Source organism: Gemmiger formicilis (assembly GCF_016901605.1).
Taxonomy (GTDB): Bacteria; Bacillota; Clostridia; order Oscillospirales; family Ruminococcaceae; genus Gemmiger; species Gemmiger formicilis_B.
The window spans coordinates 15014-31151 of the sequence record NZ_JACJKP010000008.1 but is presented as its reverse complement, the minus strand read 5'-3'; the positions used below and the strand labels follow the sequence as shown (position 1 = coordinate 31151).

Annotated in this window: 10 protein-coding genes; 3 read left to right on the top strand and 7 right to left on the bottom strand. The window is 55.9% G+C overall.

The window, feature by feature from the left end:
- Positions 1–849: 849 nt before the first annotated feature.
- The 3 genes from H6B10_RS01515 (at position 850) to H6B10_RS01505 (ending at position 2468) form a co-directional block, all read left to right on the top strand.
- Entirely contained in the window at positions 850–1032 is a 183-nt protein-coding gene (locus H6B10_RS01515) for a hypothetical protein (RefSeq protein ID WP_204649151.1), read from the top strand.
- A gap of 31 nt (positions 1033–1063) precedes the next feature.
- Positions 1064–1807, top strand: a complete 744-nt coding sequence (locus H6B10_RS01510) for a hypothetical protein (protein ID WP_204649150.1) — start codon at positions 1064–1066, stop codon at positions 1805–1807.
- A gap of 73 nt (positions 1808–1880) precedes the next feature.
- Entirely contained in the window at positions 1881–2468 is a 588-nt protein-coding gene (locus H6B10_RS01505; protein ID WP_204649149.1) for an HAD family hydrolase, read from the top strand.
- Here H6B10_RS01505 and H6B10_RS01500 read toward each other — a convergent pair.
- The 7 genes from H6B10_RS01500 to H6B10_RS01470 all read right to left on the bottom strand — a co-directional run bounded on the left by H6B10_RS01500 (position 2428) and on the right by H6B10_RS01470 (position 16138).
- Positions 2428–4209: a TOTE conflict system archaeo-eukaryotic primase domain-containing protein gene (locus H6B10_RS01500; protein WP_204649148.1), complete on the bottom strand. Its 1782-nt coding sequence runs from the start codon at positions 4207–4209 to the stop codon at positions 2428–2430. The genes H6B10_RS01505 and H6B10_RS01500 overlap by 41 nt on opposite strands.
- 637 nt (positions 4210–4846) lie before the next feature.
- Positions 4847–6499 (bottom strand): RNA-binding domain-containing protein, encoded by a 1653-nt coding sequence (locus H6B10_RS01495; RefSeq protein ID WP_204649147.1) that lies wholly within the window; start codon positions 6497–6499, stop codon positions 4847–4849.
- Positions 6500–6716: 217 nt separating this feature from the next.
- Complete coding sequence (locus H6B10_RS01490) at positions 6717–7991, bottom strand: TIGR02679 family protein (protein ID WP_204649146.1); 1275 nt, start codon at positions 7989–7991, stop codon at positions 6717–6719.
- Positions 7988–11998: an SbcC/MukB-like Walker B domain-containing protein gene (locus tag H6B10_RS01485; protein ID WP_204649145.1), complete on the bottom strand. Its 4011-nt coding sequence runs from the start codon at positions 11996–11998 to the stop codon at positions 7988–7990. Before H6B10_RS01485 ends, H6B10_RS01490 begins: the two co-directional genes overlap by 4 nt.
- 12 nt (positions 11999–12010) lie before the next feature.
- A complete protein-coding gene (locus H6B10_RS01480; protein WP_204649144.1) occupies positions 12011–13132 on the bottom strand; it encodes a TIGR02678 family protein in 1122 nt (373 codons plus the stop codon).
- A complete protein-coding gene (locus H6B10_RS01475; RefSeq protein ID WP_204649143.1) occupies positions 13125–14627 on the bottom strand; it encodes a TIGR02677 family protein in 1503 nt (500 codons plus the stop codon). The genes H6B10_RS01480 and H6B10_RS01475 overlap by 8 nt, the downstream gene beginning before the upstream one ends.
- Positions 14628–16000: 1373 nt before the next feature.
- Complete coding sequence (locus H6B10_RS01470) at positions 16001–16138, bottom strand: hypothetical protein (protein WP_204649142.1); 138 nt, start codon at positions 16136–16138, stop codon at positions 16001–16003.

The window sequence follows — 16138 nt, the reverse complement described above, 5'->3', positions numbered from 1 at the left end:
ATACACTGCGGTATGCGGAAAAGCAGGGATTGCGGATATGGAATCTGGCCGAAAGATAAAACCAATCTTCCCATAAAAACAAAAACTGATAAAATAGCTCTCGTGCTGCCCAATGTATAAAATCAGCACTCAGCACGGAAAGGAGATTCCATGAGCTATCTTATCAGTTTTTTTTGTGTCTGTCATGGCCGATGTTACCGCGTAGCGTCAAAAAATGGATTGACAAGCACTGAGCCGTGACAAAATAAAAAAGGTCACTGTACTGCAATACAGCGACCTTTTTTGTGTTGCGACGTCAACAATGGATATCGCTGACCTCGCTTTTGCGTTATATCATACTTTGACACAGTTAGACCAACTTTAATAAGGGGTGACACAGTAATTTAGCTCGGCACCAGTTTTCTTAATTATGGGAAGCATTTCCTTTCTTTGGTGCAATAAGGAACTCCATATCCACCTTTTCCAGCTGCAAGAATTCCAAATATATTGCTACGGTTGCTGACCATTAGCCTGACCGATCGCACCTCCAACACCTTACGGAAGCCCCGTATATCCCTGGTATTCTGCGGAATTAAGGGAAACGACTTACTGCTTATTTCTAAAACAGCAATCCAGTTCTGACGGCGGCCAACCGTCAGAACCATCCGCAGTATCCTCAGCAAACTCATGTGCCGTAAAGTAATGCAAGAGAATTTGATAAGCGGCCGCCCTCTATTCCGTATTTTTCCTGAATCTGTTCAAAAAAGCTTGTTTGTGACGTAACGTAATAAGATATACTATAAGCAGGAGGTACGATGTCATTATACACAAAGACCTCTCTCTGGGCAACCTTTGAGGAGGTAAAATTTATTGAGAAATTTTTCGTCCGCCCATTCTTTGGGTATTCACAGCCACAAAAACCTTGAATTTGCCGATATCCGTATCGGCACCGACAACCGGCTTTTTATTGACCCTTCCCGTGTCCGCTTGGCGGCGCTTGCAGGAGACCCATGGGCACAACAAGCCGTCGTCCTTCTCGACACTTTTTTTTGATGCTCTTTTCAATGCCGCGAGAAACCGCGATTTGTCGGCACTTCGCCATTTGATTGCACGAGCTTGCGGGGAAATTAATGAGACGCATTTGGGGTGGTCTCACGCTCAGCCCGCCGGAAACGGAGCCTCTTTTTCTTTGATTTTCCCGGCGCTCCGTCAAATGGTTGAACAGGGGCTGTTCGACCAGGGATGCGTTATTGGGATTGAGGATGTGCCGATCTGGACAAAGGGGATTGATGCAGACCGTCTCTCCGACTGGGTAACCAACATCATCTGGCCAGTACTGGAACAATTTACCGTTTCCCAGTATCAGCAGTACGGACTCCCTCAGGAGCATGCCGGCGAAGTGATCCGCCGGGCATGGGACCCTTACTGTATGACTTGGGTAAATCAGCCAACCTTTCCCCTTCTCTGTGCTAGTCAGCGTATCCTCCTGTGTCCAAAACGCTTTCTCTGCACCAAGCTCCTTTTCGGAACCGCAGATTTTCTGCGAACAGAGGTCCTTGAATATCGTCAGCGCTGCCATCTCGATGCCAGAACCGCGCTATGTGGCCAACACGTACATGACGATGGGAGCGTGACCTATACAGCACCGACCAAAAAGAATCTTCTTTGTTATGAAGTCCGAGGCCAAGGATATCTTCCCTATTTGTTGGTTCATACACAAGGCCATCCGGAGTTTATCCGCCACTATCACCAGCGTCATGAGTATCAACCCGGCAATGAAAAGTGGTTCATCAGTGACGAAACCCTGGACACTCTTTTGTACGCATAAAACCATTTCTTAACTGGCAGATGCGCACCCTGCCAGTTTTTTCTTTTTAAACCCCAAAGCGAGGTGACTTGTATTGTCTGATGTTGAATATGTGCGAAAGCACAAAGAAGCCCTTCCAGTTTTGGCGATTTGCTATGATTTTGACAAAACGCTCTCTCCGACCGATATGCAGGCACAAGGATTTATCCAGTCTGTCGAATATGATGTTCCTGATTTTTGGAAGCGTTCAAATGGGCTGGCCGCCGACAATGAGATGGACCAGAATCTTGCCTATATGTACGTTATGAAACAAGCCTCTGCAGGCAAGGTTCTTTTTACGAAAAAAACACTTGCCGAATACGGTGCGAAAGTCGAACTCTTTCCCGGTGTAAAAGAGTGGTTTGAGCGAATCCGCAAGTACGGAAAGGAAAACGGCGTAATCGTAGAGCACTATATCATATCTTCCGGGTTGAAGGAGATGATTGAAGGGACTTCCGTCGCACAGGCGGGAGCTTTCGAAAAAATATATGCCAGTTCCTTTTACTATGATAAAGATGGCGTTGCCGTCTGGCCCGCACAGGTAGTCAATTATACGGGAAAGACGCAATTTCTCTTCCGGATTGAGAAAGGTGTTCTGGATATCAACGATCCGGGTGTACATGGTGGCATTCGTCCACAATGACCACCCCGTATTCCCGCACCCGCGGATCGATCTCGCCGCCGTGGACCAACGATTGCAGCATCGCTATATCCACAAATCCCGCAGCCGTGTGTTTGCCGCCGCCAATCTGCCCGATCAGGCAGCGTTTGCGCTGCCGGCCTCGGCGCTTGGGCTGCGGCGGCAGCTGTTCGTCGATCTGCAAGAACTGTGAGAGCGCCGCCTGCCACTGGTTGAGCAATGCCTGCGTGTGGACCAAAATCAGCGTGTTGACACCGCGTTGTGCGATCAGCCAGGCCGCGACCACCGTCTTGCCGAAGGCTGTCGTAGCGCTGAGAACTCCATTACGGTGCGCCAGCAGAGCGTCCACCGCGGGCTGCTGGTCGGGGCGCAGCGTGCTGGTAAAGGCGATGTGCAACGGGCGGCCTAGGCAGGTTTCGTCTTGGATGGCGCAGGCAGCCCCGACACCTTCTAAAAGTGCGCAAAGAGGTTCTTCGCAGCCGCGTGGCAACACTAAATATCCATCTGTCTCCACCGCTGTCGAAATAATGCGCGGGACGTTGTGGGTGGAAAAGTGCATGGCCTGTTTTTTGTAAAAGTCAGGGTTGCGAAAGGCCGCCAACCGAATTAGCCGGTTGCGGGCCACCGGTGTCAGATGCTCCAGAAGTATATACAACCCGTTGGCGCGAACGATGGGCAGCGGTAGTTGTTTGAAATCCTGGGCGGACAAGGCAGGTGAAGGTTGGGGCTTCCAGGGGGTGCGGGAGTTGGTCGCTGTCTGGGTGGTATCTGCGCGTGAAGCGTGGGTGCCTGCCATTTCCGCCGGTTCGGTCAGTACCCCAAGCGGCGGACGGCCGGGGCTCAATGCTGCCAGCAAATCGTCGGCCTGGCCGGGCAGCAGCGTGCGCACAGTAGAAAGAAACGCCCACGGGTCCGGGTAGGGCGTGAGCGAATCGTTCAGAAATATACTGTTGCCCTGCCGTCGGGCCTGACCTTGCAACGGCAAGGCAATCAGGTTGCCGAACCCGCCCGCGGGCAGTGTGTCCTGGTTGGGAAACATCCGGTCGTAGGCGGTGAAGGAAATACCACCGCAAGTGTCCATAGCGGCAGTCAGCAGCGCATCGCCAAGCCGGCGCGCCTTAGCGCAGGGAATGGCCTCGGCAAAAAACAGCCAAACATGCGCGCCTTGACCGGAGCGAGACCGCTCCAGTGCGAACGGGATACTGTGTGCGCGGCAGACGTCCGCGATGGCGCGAGCGCAGTCTTGCCAGTTGGCGTCGTCGAAGTCCAGCGCCAGCAGATAGCAGGTCTCGTCCGACAGCATCGGGTACAAGCCGACGACGTCGCGCCCCTGCGCGTCCCGCCCGGCCAGGTGACGGTAGATGGCTGCGTCGTCCAGCGGGCGCAGCACGCGGTTCGGACATTTGGCGCAGGGAACGCGCCCTTTTTCGCACAGGCCGGGCCGCCATTCATTCGCGCAAACGGGACTGTAACCGCTCTTCTGTGCCTTTTCGCTGTGCCAGCGCAGGGCGTAAACATCGGTGCGGCCGCGAAACAGGGAACGAAAGAGACGGATCTTTTCGGCGGGAGAACTGGTGCGGGCGACAGACAATGGGGCGGATTGGGCAGGCGGTATACTTTGACGGTTGTGAGAGGGTGTGACCGTATTGGGGGCGGGCGCGTCCAGTGTAGCCGCCGTGTTAGAGGGCATTTGTGCCGCAGAAAGAACGGTATCTCCAGCCTTGCCCTGCGCAGAACTGCTCAAACCAAACGCCGCCAGCTGTGCCCGCAATTCAGCATTTTCTTGTTCGAGCTCTTGTACTCTGCGCTGTAGGCGTCGGATCTCCAACTCTGCATCCATACAAACGACCTCCCTATCGCAAATGAGCAATCAAATCATGTGAGGCAACGATTCGGGATTCCTTATTTCTTTTAGAATAGCACATGAATAAAAGGCAAGCAAGAATAGAAGGATATGCGTCGGCGGCAATGTCAGAATTTACGGGAAAGAACCAAAAAGCACAGAGGTCGTTTATCAAGAGTGGTTTGGAATCGTGTAATATGATTGAAAAAAATAAATGAAATATCGATATATATTTAGCTCGAAAGAATATGGTCACACCAAGCGCTTTAGGTAATAGCGTGGTTGGACGTAGTAGTCTGGTCGGAGAACTGTGACGTACGGAAAAATAGCATGATACAGCGCCGGAAATTGTGTAGTGTGCACAACTTCCGGCGCTGTTTGTGGTGGTTATAAAAGAATGTTGGAACGTAAAAAATGACAAACGGGACCGTCTGGGAAGAAGAAGTGGTCAGATGGTGGTCAAGAGGTATAACACACATGGAACACGTCAAAAACGCACGCGTGTGTTAAAAATCGCGCGCGTGTGTTTTGTCGTGTTTTATACGCTGTCCTTTGGAATATACTTTGCCCCTGCACCTTTTCCATTTAAGGCCAGGCGCTCCGCCTTCACTAACTTTTGCAGTAGTCGGAACGCCTGAGAGGGTGTGACGTGAAGCAATTCAACTACATCCGCCCGTGAAACGTGACCTTGGTGCTCCGCCAATTCCATAATTAATTCCTCATAGCGAAGCGTGTTGATATCATGGCTCCTTACATAGGCATAGGGCTTTTTTGTTAGTCTATAATATCTTTCGCTTAACAGGTAAGTCCTCCCCCGACCAGTTCCGCTTGCGTCTACCAAACCACTTTCTGCCAAGGATTCCAGCACAGACCGAATTCTGGCTTCATCTTTATGCAAAAAGGAGGCAATTTCATTAACGGATGCACGGTGCAACACTTTCAAAGCGTTCAGTGTCATGAGGGAGTGTATTGGCAAACTGTGCCCGATTCGTTGCTGCTCCTCTGAAACCATCTGGATAAACGCCTTATCAACCGGACCTTTCGGAATTAACAAGCGGACGCTGGTTGCATTGGATTGAGAATAATCCGGGAGTTGCCGGCCATAAAGCAGCGAACCCTCATAAATACGGTCGATGCCTCGTCCTGTACGTTCCGCGAGGCCAATTCTCTTCATCGCATCTGCCAAGACCGGGTTACGTCCATGGGGTTCCGCATCCAGAAGGTTATCCGCATTAATTCCTTCAATAAAACCGCCCGGATTGGAAATTGTCAAGCCATCATCCTCAATCGCCATGCGGACACGGCCCAGCAAGGAATAGTCGCGATGACAAAAGGCATTGACCAATGCTTCACGAAAAGCACGCGGATCATAGGCAGGGATGGAAATACGGAACATTCCCATTTCCATCTCTTCGCTTGTATTCCAAGCATTGAAAGTGGCGTGAAATTTTTCAAACGCGGCAAGCAACGGAAGATGAAAGGACTCATTTACTTTGATATCCGTACCAGACAGAACCTGAATGGCGGCTTCCGCCGTCGGCACGTGTGCTTTGATGGCCGACGCCTTACCAATCATCAGCAAACCGCACAAAGTGGGGATTGCCTTTCCGTTTTGCAATACCACAAATTGTAACGCTTTATCCAATTCTTCATCAGAAAGTTCCAGCAGCTGCGGTTCGCCACGGTAGGTGCGTATTATATTGCGCAGCCGTTCGCGCTCGACCGGATCCAAATTATCATAGCATGCGTCTGCCACAGGCTGTGCAGAGAAATCCAAAAGACTTAGAGAGGAAAGGCGTGCCGTAATTTCATAGGGATACATAGGCACGTTTTCCGGAGTACCATCTGCTTTGATTCTTCTTCTCTGTATCTTTCCTGCGGAAGATGCCACGACCGCCGTTTTTCTGGGGACAGAAACTTTGAGTACCGGCACAGAAAAGCTCAAAATTTCAACTCTCACCGAAACCGGAGGAACGGTCTTATTGGCAATCAGGGCCGCCAACTGTGTGCTATCTGTATGGCGCGGGTGCAAACCAGTTATTTCTCCGTCGTCTTCCACGCCAAGATAAAGATCCCCACCCTCGGTATTGGCGAATGCTACCACAGCATCTATGATATCCCCATCAGACAAACAGGTCCGATCGCTTTTGAACTCATGCGTCAGGTCTTCTTTGAAGCCAATGTTTTGCATAGGATCACCTCCCAAAACGCATTATAACACACGCGTGCGTTTTCAATCAAGAAAAACGCGCTTTTCGTGTCTTTTGCACGATGCCAGTTCCTCTTTGTTGCACATTCTTTCATTTGTAATGGTACAAAAGTATAGGTTTTTGTAGGATACATGGTTCTGCAAAAGCTCTATACCAGTCGTGGATGACCTATCGCCGTATAAGCGTTCCCAAAAGGCTTCATTCTCCCGGATTTTGCAAATCCTCCAGATATTGCTCCGCCAGTGCCTCCTGGTATCCGGCGCGCCTTTCCGCCAAAACCGCCTGGGCGGTGGGGCGCAGGGCCGGGCAAGCGATCTGTTCCAGCTGGCGCAGGCGGCCTTCCCCCTCGATTTTCTTTTCCGAGATGGCCCGCCGGTAATCCTGGGGTTCCATGTGCCAGAAACGCACCCGGTCCCCGTATTCCTGCCACAGCCGGTCGGCGATGGAAAGGCCCTCCGGGTCAAAGTCTCCGGCATAATACAACCGGCAATCTGTTTGCGCCAGCAGGTCCAGCAACTGCCAGGAGGCTTCCTTCAGCTGGCCGGAGGTGCAGACCAGCGGGTGCTGCAGACCGCTTTGCCGGCACAGGGAGGAGAACAGCATCTGGTTTTCCAGCAGATACACCCGCCCGGTGGGACTGGACGCCCCCTGTACCTCCGCCAGCTGGGAGGAAGTGAGCAGGCAGAATTTCCCTGCCAGCCGGAATGGTGCCCAGGCCGGATGTTCCCGGCCGTCGGCCCCTGTCAGGATCAGGCCGCGCTGTACGGTAAAATCCGAGATATCGTCCTGCATCAGTCCGCAGCGGCGCAGCAGCGCCAGGCGCTGGCGGGCGCGGGTGGGCAGCGGCACCCCCTGCCAGAAGGCCAACGCGTGGAGCAGCAGACTGCCCGCCGGATTTTTCCCGTCTAGGGCGTGGGGATCGGTGGAGACGGCATAACTGCAGAGAGCCAGTTCCTCCGGCTCGTTGTGTTGCTGCCGGCGGTCCAGCGTGCAGCAGACCCAGTGCAGCCACCGGGCGGCCTCGGGCTGCCCGATACGGTCCTGCAGAACCCCGAAGCCATGGTTTTTCTCTTCTTCCATGGCCTGCAGCCAGCTGCGCGCCGCCCCGCCGTGGGGCATAGCTGCCTCCCTGGCGAAAAAGCGGTGCACTTCCTCCTGGCGGTCGGCTTTCTGCCGTGCGTGGGAGCGCAGCGGCTCCCCGTCCAGCTGCCGCCAGAATTCCGCCAGGTCGGTCACCGCAAAGCGGCTGTCCCGCAGGGCTTTTTCGAAATCCGACATTTTGTAGCGCAGTAAGGGCGGCACAAAATGGCGGCCCAGAAGTCCTTCGGCGGCGCGGCATTCCTCCGGGGTGGCATCCTGCAGCCGGATCATACCGTCGGCATATCCGGCCAGGCATTTTTTGCGCAGCTGGGCCAGCTGCCGCCGCCAGCCGGGTGTTGAGGCAAAATAGTCCCGCAGGGATGATTCTTTCATGATTCCTCCAGTCTTCGCACATGACCGTCCCAATGATAGCGCAGCACCGTGACGATTTGGGCATTCTGGGGGCGCCACAGCTCTGCAATGTTCAGCGAGGATACCGCGGGGTAGCAGCCCCACAGGGCCTGGGAGTTCATGATATAGTCAAACCCAAGGTCATGCACCAGGGCAAACATACTCTCGATGTTGGTCTCGTCCACACCGGCAAAGGCCTCGTCCAGCGCCATCAGCCGCGGGGCTTCTTTGCCCGCCGCTATGTACTGGGCGGCCAGCGCCGCAAACAACGGCACATACATGGCCATGGCCTTTTCGCCGCCGCTGAAGCTGTTGAAGGCGGAATCGGTCAGCTCCTTTTTGGTCTGCTTTTCCACACCGCCCTTCTGGTAGAAAAGGCGGAAGGTGAACCAGTTCCGGAAATCCAGGGCCTCCCGCATCAGTTCCGAGTAGGTGGCCGGGGTGGCCTCCATCTGGGAGCGTTCCCGCGCCCGGTTGATCTTGGCGCGGAAATGATCGGTGATCTTCTGCCGGTCCGCATCCCCCATCACCATGGGATTCTTGCGCAGCAGCTTGATCAGTTCCCCAGTGTCCAGTTCCTTCTGCTGGTCGGCGGGCTTTCCCTTCCACACAAGGCTGAACCGCAGTCCCATGGAGGTGTTCAGCTGTTCCATGATGCCGCTCATCCGCTGGGTCCACTCCTGGCTGCTGTTGATGCGGTGGCTCAGCTTGGTAATGATCGTCTGGTTAAGAATCGTCTCGAACAGGCGGCGATCCTCCCGGGAGAGAAGCTGTTCTTCCGCTTCCCGCTGGCCTTCCAGCCGCCGGATGAAGTCCAGCAGATCCAGACGCTGGCCGTCCAGGTAGAGTTCAATACAGACGCGGCTGCGCAGCCGGCCTTCCTCACTGGAAAACAGCGGCTGGATGCCTATGCGGTAAGTATTCAGCGTGCTGGCGATCCGCATATTTTTTTCCAGGGAAGTCCGCAGATCCTCCGGCCCCAGGTTGCGGTCCTTCTGGCGGATGTGGTCCCGGGCGGCTTCCGCCTGCCGCCACAGAGGCTCCTCCCCCCGTCCCGGCTGACCGGGGCCCCGGCAAAGTTCTTCCTCAAAGATCCGGCGCAGCGCTTCCTCCTCCCCGATGGCCTTTTGCAGGTCCTGCTTTTTCCGGGTCAGTTCGGGGCCCTGGTGGTCCAGATCGTTCTGCCGCAGCTGCATCTGCGTATCGGTATCATGGTATTGTTTCCGTGCCCGGTCCAGGGCGGCGTTGAGCTCTTCCAGCTTCCGGGCCAGGGCCTGGATTTCCGGCCGGGCCAGATAGCGCTCCAGCTCCTCCAGAGCGGCCTTTGTCTTGCGCTGCTCGGCCTGCTGGCGGCGGACCCGGTCGGTGCAGGCCAGCAGGTCCTCGTTCAGGTCATTCATCTGCTGTTCCAGTTCCTGCACCCGGCTCTGACACCGTTCCAGATTTTCCTTCCCCTCCGAAATGGTCCGGTACTGTTCCCGGTATTCTTCACAGAGGTCCACCATCTGTTCATAGGAAAGTCCCCGGGTCAGCGGCAGGATTTCGGCGCGCAGATTGGCCAGCTGTTTCTGCTGCCGCTGGACCTGCTGCGTGCAGTCATCCAGGGTCCGCTCCGAGCGTTCCACTTCCTCCCGCTGTCTGGCGGCCAGGTCCAGTGCCGTCGCCAGATCGGCGGTGGCGGGGCGGGATTCATAGGCCCGCTGAAGCTGCCGCCGGGACGTCTCGTTCTGGTGCAGACGCTCCCGGATCTCTTCCAGTTCCTGCTGCTTTTCTTCCATCTGCCGGGCAAGGGCCTCGATCTGCCGTTCCCGGTTGGCCCGCCGGGCCGAAGCGCCGATATACCCGGCAGGCTGCTGCGCCACGCTCCGCCCCTGCAGCACCCCCTGGCGGTACCGGCCGTCGGCGGCAAACCAGGCATGGCCCGCGGGCTGTTCCGAAAGGCAGGCCAGGATGCCGGCCATATCGGCCCAGGGTGGCAATTCTTGTTCGGGCCGCAGGGGCAGCGGCGCGGCCGCCGGGGACAGGTCCTCCAGGCAAAGGAAGTGATCGGGATGTTCGGCCAGCAGTTCCGGCATCTCTTTCCGTGTTTCCGGCGGCACCACCAGCGCGTCGAGGATCCCCGCATCCGCCAGCTGTGCTTCCAGCAGGTCGCGGCGCCGGGGCGGCAGGTCCGGCGCAAAATCCACCAGCTCATAAAAGGAGGCATGGGGTATGCCGCGCTCCCGCAGATAGGCGCGAGTGGCCTGCACCGCCTCGCTGCGCCGGGGTGGCAGGTCTTTCTGGTTTTCCAGCTCCCTGCGGCGGGCGGCCAGCTCGTTGAGCTGCTGCTGGCCGTCCTTTTGCTGCCGGTCCAGAAGGGCATATTCCTGGGCCAGCGGGGCAGAAAGCCGCTGCAGCGCTCCGTTGAGGATCCTCTGCATCTCCTGTTCCTGGGCCAGCCCTTCATAGGCGGTGACCTGGGCAAAGAGCGCCATCACTTCCTCATGCCGCAGGCAAAAGACCTGGGCCGGTTCTTCCAGCGCGGCGAAGGCTTCGCTCAGCGCATCCCGCATGGCGTTCACCGTACTCTGGGCCGCCTCCCACTGGCTTTGGGCATGGCGCAGGGCCCGGGCCGCCGTGTCCCGCTCCTGTTGGTACCGGTCGAGCCGTCCCAGGGCTTCTTCCTGGCGGCGCAGTCCTTCCTCGGCCTTGCGCAGCCGGGTGGCAAAGCGGGCGATCTCCGGCTGTTCCTGCCGGAAATCCACCTCCTGCAGGGTAGCCGGGTGGCCGGGATAACGCAGCTCCTCATTCTGCTCTCCCAGTTCCCGGAAAGCCTCTTCCAGCCCTTCCTGCTCGTCGTCACAGCGGCGCGCTGCCTGGCGGCGGTCCCGTTCCCTGGCGTCCAGCGCCGCCTGCTTTCTGCGTTCTTCCTGCTGCTCCCGGTCAATGGTTTCCTGCTGCTGCGCCGCCTGGCGGCGGCATTCTTCCTTGCGCTGCATGGCCTGCTTCAAATCGCCACCGGCATTCAGTTCATTCAACTGGCGGGAGAGCTCCCCCACCTGCTGTTCCGCCTCCCGGTGACCCGCCCGGGCCTCCTCCAGAGCCTGTTGCGTCAGGGTGACCTGGTCCTCCAGGCTCTTTACTTCGGTCTGCCGCTGCTGGGTAAACTGACGGGCCGCCAGATAGTACTGCCCTTTTTTGCCCAGCACATACTGGTTGTAGCGGGTATACTCGTTGCGCAGCTGGCGGGCCTCCTGCAGGCTCTGCCCCAGCGCTTCCAGCCGGTGCTGGATGGTATCCATCTTTTCCATGGAATTGACCATGGGGGCGATGTCCTCCTCGCTCAGCGGCTGCAGCGAGGCGTTGAGGATCTCCTGCACCAGCCGCGGGGAAAAGTCCTTGCTCAGCTTGGGTTTGCGCAGCTGGATCAAAAGACGGAGCAGCCGGTCATACTGCTCCATCTCGGCACAGCCGAAGAGCATGCGGTTGACCATCTGTTTGTAGTCGCTGCCCCGTTCCACCCAGTTTTCGCCGTCGCCGAACCGGTTGTGGACTTCCTGCCTGGTAAGGGAGATGTGCTGGGAGCCCTTGGTTTCAAACAGGGCGAAGTCCTCCGGCCCGGTGCCGATGCGCCGGCCGTCACTCAGGCAGAATCCCCAGAATTCCACTGCGCTGCTGCTGCGCCGGGCCCGCAGCCCCACCACCAGGGTGCGGTAGAGCCTTGTTTCCGGCTTGATGAATTCCAGATAGAGATAGCCGGTGCTCTCCTCCTTTTCCTCCCCCAGCAGGTAATAGGCCATTTTGCGGTCCTTGCTGCCGAAGGAATCCAGCCGGTAGGGACGCAGATCGCCATCCAGCATAAAGGGAATGAAGCTCTGGGTGGTGACGGACTTTCCCGCGCCGTTCTCACCCCGCAGCAAAAGGCGGCCCTCGCTGAAGGGGAACTTCTCCCAGTCGTAGAGCCAGAAGTTTACAAATCCCAGTTTGTTCATCCGCCAGCGTTCCTGCATCCTTGTCCCTCCTTATCGCTTCCGGGGATAGATTCCCTGCCACAGGGCAAAGCCCGGCTGCAGGGTCACCACTTCCCCCTGTACGGCGGCAAAATTCCAGTAGCACAGTTCTTCCAGAATCTCCTGGGTAAGCGCCGCAAGGTCCTTTTCGGCCACCGTTTTGCCCCATTGGTCCTTGTACTCCTGCCGCAGGGCTTCCAATTCCCGGGAAAAGGCCTCCCGCGTCAGATGCACCCGGTCGTCCGGGTCCCGGGGAAAGGCCCCGCACTGGATTTTTTCGCTGAGCCGCTCGGAGAGCAACAATAGGATATCGCTGCGCATCTGGTCCCGGGGAAAGCAGTTGCCGCAGGGCTCGCCCTCCTCCGGCAGGAAGAAGGCGCCGTTGTGGTAGATCTGCAGTTTGCCGCCGATGGTTTCGTCCAGATTCCGCTGCAGGATGCCCCGCTGATTCTTGATATAGGCATAGAGGGAGTCGGCGGGGTCCTCCCAATAGACCGCCGGGGCCAGCGCCAGCTGCCGGTAGACCCGCCAGGTGCGGAAGGTGCCCCGCTCCTGATCGGGGCCGTCCTCGGGCGGATTTTCAAAATCCCGCACCGAGGCATACCCGGTGATGTCCCGGTGAAAATGTACGCTGAAATACCGGCACAGCCCGGTATTTTCATAGAGCACTTCCTGGTCCTGGTGGGCGGCAAAGCCGTCGCTCTCCCCCTCGAAACTGCGCAGCAGGCCCAGGCGCTCGGCGTACTGCAGCACCCGTACCAGCGAGGTACGGCAGGAGTACCGCTCCCAGGAAAGGTCGGGCAGCCAAGGCTTTGTGTAGGCCAGCACGGCCTGGGTCAGTTCCGAGAGCAGAAAGCGCTGGCCGTCGTCCTTGTCCTCCAGCAAAAGCAGGACCCCGCACAACAGACAGTAATCCTGCACCTCGGTGAACTCCGGGATGCCGAAGGCTTCCTGCGCCCGGGCCGGTTCCTTCACCAGGCGGATCACCTGCTCGGTGCAGATCACTTCCCAGCCGAATTGTTCCCGCAGCGCCCGGCGCAGGGCGGGCAGTTTGCGGCGCACCTGATAATAGAGTTCCCGGTCCTCCTCCCGACGGATCCAGAACCGGTCCAGCAGTGCGCGAAATTCATCCATGGGCGGGCGCCTCCTCAAATTCCAGACAGTAGGCGGGCATGGTCAGGTCCCCGTCGGTACAGTGCAGCACACAGGTCTGTCCCGGTAAGCAGGTCAGGCGATAGGCCTGGCCGAATTCGGTGCGGGCAGATTTGCTGACGTTGGCGTTGGCTTTCACCACCCAGTTCAGAAGGCTCATCCGGATTTCCGGCGTGACCACTTCCTCCAGCGCCGAAAAATCCAGCCGCCCTTTGCGGATCAGCCGCTCCAACCGGGCCTGCAGGGCCGCCTTTTTTTGCAGGTAGGCCTGCTTCTGGGCAGCCTTTTCAAGGCTTTTGTCCTCAAAAAAGCTTTTCTCCCGCGGGGGACGGCCGGGCCGCCGGCGGTTCCGCAGCTGGTACAAAAAGGGCTGACCGTCATAGCAGCTGCCCGTCTCGTAGAGGTCTTCCGGCTCGATGCCGGTGAGATGCACCGCCCGCTGGGCGCCGAACACCAGGCCGGACAACCGTTGGGCGTCGGCCAGAGTGGGACAGCCAGCAAACAGCTCCAGAAATTTTTTGTATTCCGCCTTCCGGTTGGCACCGCCGCTGTGCGCCTGCAGAATAAGTTCGGCGTTCATCAGGATCCGCTGGATGATGTCGTTGGCCAGTTCCAGCACATGTTCGCTGTCGCTCTGCCCGCTTTCGCCGGGCACGAACCAGTGATAAAACACCTGCCAGAAACCGTAAATCTCCTCCCGCAGCTGCCGGGGATAGTCCTCGGACCGCTGAATCAAGCGGCCCTCCCCTTCCTGCAGCTGCATCGCGTATACCTGCTGCAGCATCGTCTCCACCTGCTCCGGCGGCAGGCCCAGCAGCATCCGGCGGATCTTCTCGGCATAACGCTGCAGTTCCAGCACGAATTCCTGCAGATACCGCATCACCTTGTCCTTGTAGGGCAAAAACTCGGTGGTCTGTAAAATATGCCTTGCATAGGAGGAGTAGAAATCCCGCAGATAGTCCTGATACCGGTTGGTCAGCTGGCGGAAGTCCCTTTGCAGCTGATCCCACAGCTGGTTCAGCGTGCGGGCATCCGCCCCGGTCCGCTCCGTCATCCGTTCCAGCGTGTCCAGAATCCGCTCGAACAGCTGGGAGGAGAGAATCGTCGTGCGCAGATCGAGATTTTCCAGGGAAATGGTCATCCGCTCGATCTCGGTGGCCGTCTGGGACATGGAATAGCTGAACTGCTTGTTCTTGTATTCGGCAATGCTGGTGGGACGGTGGGGGTCCTGGATGGGCACCAGATTCCGCCAACTGCACAGCGCGTTCAGGTCCTGTTCCAGTTGTTCCGCCGTATATTCCGCAAAATGACCGTCCGCCCGCAGCAGCGCCAGCAGTTCCGTCTTGTTCAGCCGGATATGGGCCTTTTGGGATTCCAGATAGAAGGTCCGCATGATGGCCCGGTAGCGCCAGGCGTTCTCCGCCGTGAGATAGCTGGCTTCGGGCACACTGTTCAGCGTAATGGCGTGAAATTGCATCGGTTCACTCCCCCTTCGATGGCAACAAGGACTGCTTTTTAGTAATTATAACCAGTGTACCAGATGCCCCATCCAATAAAAAGGATTGCTATGAAAGGATACGTGAATTTTGGCGATATATCTAAAACAATCCCGGGCGATTTGTGCAACATGGGAGGTTCCTCCCTTCAGCAAAGGAAGGAAAGCATCGACATCCTTCTCCATAGAATTATCCTGTTTCAGTAACGAATACTTTAAAGGCTCCTGTGTCCTATATTCATATTGGTAATCGTCTATTTCGTCCCATATACTTCTTTACACTTTGTGGAATCTGAAGCTTTCCGTTTTCACGTCACAAAACTCCGCAAAAGAACTAGAAAGCACAAAAGCCTCTTATCGAAAAGATTGTATAAGCATTCGCAATTATTGCAAAAAGCCGCGTTAAAACGCTTACTTTTGATTCTGGCAGAGCTTGGCTATCTTAGAATCAGCTGTCTATAGTCCAGTTGAACGTAGTAGTCGGGTCGGAGAACTGTGACGGACAGGCAAACAGCATGAACCAGCGCCGGAAATTGTGTGGTATGCACAACTTCCGGCGCTGTTTGTGGTGGTTATAAAAGAATGTTGGGACGTAAAAAATGATATACGGAACCGGCTGGGAGGAAGGAGTGGTCAGATGGTGGTCAGAAAAGGGGACCGTTTACTTCAATTCGTCATAAAACTCTTGATACTCCGGATACCTTTCTTGCATCTAAATAAAATTTTCGATTTTTTCGATACTCATGATGTCTTCTGGCGGAACTGGTCCTTTCGTTTTCTCTGTAAAATCAATACTACAGCCCCTTTTCCCGAAAGAACTTATGATATTTCACAATTTTAGAAAATGCAGAAACGCTTATACGGTTCTTGTCTATAAAGATCTTGATTGATGCCTCTCAATGACCACCGTAAAGTTTCACCTCCGAAATTGAGCGCGTACACATTTACCTGGTCGTTTGTATATACTTGCTGCTTACCGCCAAAAAAATTGACAGCATGTGTTCTTGTTTCCTTATCTCTCCGCCAATAATTAAGAAGCGACTTACCTGCCTTTACAGGCAGACTTGTTTCCTAAAGATGGGATCTCTACACTGGATCTTTTTCAATATGCACACTGCAGTCCTATGACTTTGAGAAAACGACTCACTGTTCTGATGGGTGCCACCATGCTCTTGCTGAAAAACACAGCCATACCAAATTCTATCGGTTGAATTTCGAAACATTTCCCGCTCCAACTACAGACCAATAATTCCATCACCAAAAACATGCTATCCTCCAAGTAGGAGAAGATGTGAATTTTTATGAATGCTTAGATGCCAAGCCTTAAGCATCGGTTTGTTCCGTGCCCATGGTATTCACGCCAATGCCGAAGAACTGCCAGAAAAATCCTTTTTATTACGGGCTACGCTACCAAAACGGAAGACCGGCGTCATAAGTTTGTCGATGTTGGTGACGTTGATTTTGATCTCGCTATCCCGGAAGTAGTTATGCAA